Source organism: Acetobacter sp. AAB5 (assembly GCF_050106715.1).
In the GTDB taxonomy this organism is placed as follows: domain Bacteria; phylum Pseudomonadota; class Alphaproteobacteria; order Acetobacterales; family Acetobacteraceae; genus Acetobacter; species Acetobacter oryzifermentans.
Genome location: NZ_JBNIEW010000036.1, coordinates 1 through 3,758 on the forward strand (window position 1 = coordinate 1; position 3,758 = coordinate 3,758).

General features: G+C 53.1%; 5 protein-coding genes. 1 reads left to right on the forward strand and 4 read right to left on the reverse strand.

Annotated features, from left to right (window positions below; all coding sequences use genetic code 11):
• The coding region (locus ACP7IZ_RS13515; RefSeq protein WP_426849672.1) for a transposase at positions 1-454 on the forward strand (454 nt) is incomplete at its 5' end.
• Between the two features lie 75 nt (positions 455-529).
• Here the strand turns inward: ACP7IZ_RS13515 and ACP7IZ_RS13520 are convergent.
• From ACP7IZ_RS13520 to ACP7IZ_RS13535, 4 genes are read right to left on the reverse strand one after another with little or no spacing between them, the layout of a single operon-like run.
• Positions 530-892: a hypothetical protein gene (locus ACP7IZ_RS13520; protein ID WP_232517491.1), complete on the reverse strand. Its 363-nt coding sequence runs from the start codon at positions 890-892 to the stop codon at positions 530-532.
• 31 nt (positions 893-923) lie between these two features.
• Positions 924-1,244, reverse strand: coding sequence for a nucleotidyltransferase family protein (locus ACP7IZ_RS13525; protein ID WP_006115724.1), 321 nt, complete (start codon positions 1,242-1,244; stop codon positions 924-926).
• The gene (locus ACP7IZ_RS13530) at positions 1,241-1,642 is read right to left on the reverse strand and encodes a nucleotidyltransferase substrate binding protein (RefSeq protein ID WP_012813241.1); all 402 of its coding nucleotides are present in this window, start codon (positions 1,640-1,642) and stop codon (positions 1,241-1,243) included. Before ACP7IZ_RS13530 ends, ACP7IZ_RS13525 begins: the two co-directional genes overlap by 4 nt.
• On the reverse strand, positions 1,642-3,255 hold the full coding sequence (locus tag ACP7IZ_RS13535) for a type I restriction-modification system subunit M (RefSeq protein ID WP_006115727.1): 1,614 nt from the start codon (positions 3,253-3,255) through the stop codon (positions 1,642-1,644). Before ACP7IZ_RS13535 ends, ACP7IZ_RS13530 begins: the two co-directional genes overlap by 1 nt.
• Positions 3,256-3,758 lie beyond the last annotated feature (503 nt).

The window sequence follows — 3,758 nt, forward strand, 5'->3', positions numbered from 1 at the left end:
TCTGTCAGCGGGGCACGGCACAAAAGGTGAGCGACTTTATGACTGGGCGTATCTTCCGCTTGCTGATCTGGATGCTGAAGAATTTGACTGCCCTATAGCCGGACCATGGACACGTGGCCTGTTGATCCGCCGAAACATCGCTGACGGGGACCTTGCCTATTTTACGACCTGGAGCCCGAAAGGGACAACCACGCAGGAACTGGTGAACGTTGAAGGGACGCGCTGGAGGATCGAAGAAGGGTTCGAGACGGCCAAAAACGAATTTGGTCTTGATCATAACGAGACCCGCTCCTGGCATGGTTGGCATCGGCATGTCTCTCTGGTCATGCTGGCCTATGCCGTCATGGCCAGTGTCCGTTACCAGGCAAACTCACTGAAACCGAAAAAAACACAACTCAGAACACGACAGTCCTTGTCCGCTGGTCCATTCAGGAGATCAGGCGCCTCGTCGTAAAACTTGCACAACGCAGACTACCCGTCTCTCACATCCTCAGATGGTCCGTCTTTCGACGAACGCATCAGGCCAGTGCTATCCGCGCTCACTCACGACACAAAATGCAACTGTAGTGCTAATTCTTAAGCAACCAGTTCCGCAAAGCCATCCATTTTCTCTTGAAGTGATTAGGGCGTGCTTAGTAATGTCGCCACGCCTAGGATAAATAATATCATTTTGCGCAAGTCTAAAATTTGAAAGACGATTGGCATTTTCTTCTGAAATATAAGAAATTTTTCCAGTCGAAATTTTACCATCAATGATATCTTGAGGCATAATGCAGGGTACGCCTGATGTTACATAATCAGAGGCGTGTAATTGTGTACCATAAAGGACCAGTTTGGATGCTTCCATCAGCATCACATAAGTAGGATATAGGACAGGTCGTCCATTTTTCATGATACGTTAAGTTGCTCATTGTAAAATTCTTCTAAAATCTTTTCTGTTGTTTACGAAATACCAAGCTTGTTTTCATAATAATATCTTGGAACATTTTATCCGCCAGAGCCCAATCCAATACATCAACTTTCCACGGCAATTCTGACTCCGAGAAAGCTTCCTCCAGTCGTGCTCGCGTTTCCAAAAGCAAAGGTTCATCACCCATAATCGCTAGATCAAGATCAGAAAAAAGCTTGGCCTTGCCTGTGACACGCGAACCAAAAGCTCGCACTTCACGGTCGGGCACAATCTCATTCAGTATCCGCAGCACAATAGCCCGCTCTTCGGGCGTGATCTCGATCAGTCCTGTCACGTTGTGCGCTCTTTCAGCGTGACCAGTAGAAACTCCGCTTCTACGATAAAGTCTGGAATGGTGGCCACAACCTGTTTGGCTGTGGCCTCGTTGTAAGTATGGCTCGTCAGGTTACGCATTTTGCGGAACACGCTCCACTGGGGCCATGCGCTTTTGAGCAGTCCAGCCTCATTGGCGGAGCGGATCATGTCCGGAAAGCCCATGCGGTCATATTCGTCGGGGGAGGCTGAATTGGTTTCCAGAAAGCGCTTCAGGGTCTTGTGGCTGAGTTCATAGGTAAACTCGAAGCGCTGGATCAGGCCGTCCCGTAATTGCTCATCGTCTGGGTGGGCAAGGTGGCGGGTCCAGCCTTCCTTCAGGCGGTTCAAAGCGCGTTCCAGTGGAGTGAGATAGAGCATCACACGCTTTCCTTCTGCACGATCAGCTTCAGGGAGGCGGTAATTTTCGCGTTCAGGGCGTCACCCTGCGCAAACTGTTCTTTCAGGGTCTTTTCAAGGGCTGCGAAGCGTTCAGTGAATGGCACACTGTCTTCCTCGGCTTCCTCTGCCCCCACGTAGCGGCCCGGTGTCAGCACAAAGCCGTGCTGCTCGACCTCGTCCAGTGTGGCGGATTTGCAGAAACCCGGAATGTCCTCGTATTTCCCTGCATTCTTTTCCCCACGCCATGCATGGTAGGTGTCGGCAATGCGCGCTACGTCTTCATCCGTCAGTTCCCGGCGGGTACGGTCAACGAGCTTGCCCAGCTTGCGGGCATCAATGAACAGGATTTCTCCGCGTCGGTCCCGCCAGCCTTTCGGGTTCTTGGTGCGGGTCAGGAACCACAGACAGGCCGGAATCTGGGTGGAATAGAAAAGCTGTCCTGGTAGGGCCACCATGCAGTCCACCACGTCTGCTTCCACCATCCGGCGGCGGATTTCGCCCTCGCTATTCTGGTTGGAGGACATGGAGCCATTGGCCAGCACCACGCCAGCGGTGCCATCGGGAGCCAGATGCCATAGAATATGCTGAAGCCACGCATAGTTGGCATTGCCCGCTGGCGGCTTGCCATACTGCCAGCGCGGATCTTCCTCCAGCGAGGCATTCCACCAGTCCGACACGTTAAAGGGCGGGTTGGCCAGAATATAGTCAAAGCGCAGGTCTTTCAGCTCGTCGCGTAGAAAGCTGCCCTCATTGTTCCAGCGAATGTCCGCGCCAATACCCCGCACGGCAAGGTTCATACGGGCCAGACGCCAAGTGGTGTGGTTGCTCTCCTGCCCATAAATGGCAATATCACCCAGCTTGCCACCATGGGTTTCCACAAAGCGTTCGGACTGCACGAACATGCCGCCAGACCCACAGCAGGGGTCATAGACCCGGCCCTTATAGGGTTCGAGCATGGAAACCAGCGTGCGCACCACGCTGGACGGCGTGTAGAACTCACCCCCACGCTTCCCTTCGGCTCCGGCAAACCCGCCAAGGAAGTATTCATACACCCGGCCCAGCACGTCCCGCGCCTTGTCGTCCGTATCGCCCATGCCGATATCGGAGATCAGGTCGATCAGCTCACCCAGCATGACGGTATCAAGGGCCGGGCGCCCGTAATCCTTGGGTAGCACGCCTTTGAGCTGTTCCGGGTTGGCTTTCTCGATGGCCAGCATGGCCTCATCAATCATCTTGCCAATATTGGCCGAACGGGCATTGTCCTTGAGATGAGACCATCGAGCCGTCTCCGGCACCCAGAAGATATTCTCGGCCAGATATTCGTCAGGATCTTCCGCTGCTTCCGGGTCTTCCAGCATCAGTTCAGCATGTCGGGCTTCAAACGCAGTGGAGATGTAGCGCAGGAAGATCAGGCCAAGGGCCACATGTTTGTAGTCTGAAGGCTCAAGGTTCTTGCGCAGCTTGTCCGCCGCCAGAAACATCTGCTGTTCAAAGCCCAGTGTCGCGGTCGCTGCCTTGGCCTTGCGTGCTTTGGTAGTTTTCTTAGGAGCAGAGGCAGCATCAGGGTTTTTACGTGGACGACCGCGTGACATGAAACTAAAGCCTTAATATGACAATAAATTAGAGCCGCATTTTGGCCTATTCTAGCCGTCTGGTCGAGTAGGAAGGGCGGGATTGTGGGTTTCCGTTACAAGGTAACCGCCGAAGTCCACGCACTGATCGTATTGATAGAAAACTTATCGGCGAATATGGAAAAGATCCTGCAAATGCTCTCAAATTCCACTTATGGCACGTAGATATGGGCTCCCGGAGAAAGAGAGGTTTGTCGAAGTTCCTTAATTAGGTGACAGGCCACCCGTTTCACGCAGGCCTATCAGGCCTATATCGTGACAAAGATCCGTTCGATGTCAGCAATGGGGGGGAGGGCGGAAGGTCTGGTCTGAGCGGAAAAATTGAGGAAGCCGACGGTTGTGATCTCTGTTTTCTCACATAGGATAGCTTGACTTACGACAATATATCCACAAACAAGGATATATGGATACAGAATCCGCCCTCGCTGCCCTGAGCGCCCTGTCGCAGTCCACACGGCTGGAGA

What these genes read in the sequence shown, in the direction of transcription:
- ACP7IZ_RS13520 (WP_232517491.1), bottom strand. Translation starts at nt 892, where the DNA reads ATGAAAAATGGACGACCTGTCCTATATCCTACTTATGTGATGCTGATG.
- ACP7IZ_RS13530 (WP_012813241.1), bottom strand. Translation starts at nt 1,642, where the DNA reads ATGCTCTATCTCACTCCACTGGAACGCGCTTTGAACCGCCTGAAGGAA.
- ACP7IZ_RS13535 (WP_006115727.1), bottom strand. Translation starts at nt 3,255, where the DNA reads ATGTCACGCGGTCGTCCACGTAAAAACCCTGATGCTGCCTCTGCTCCT.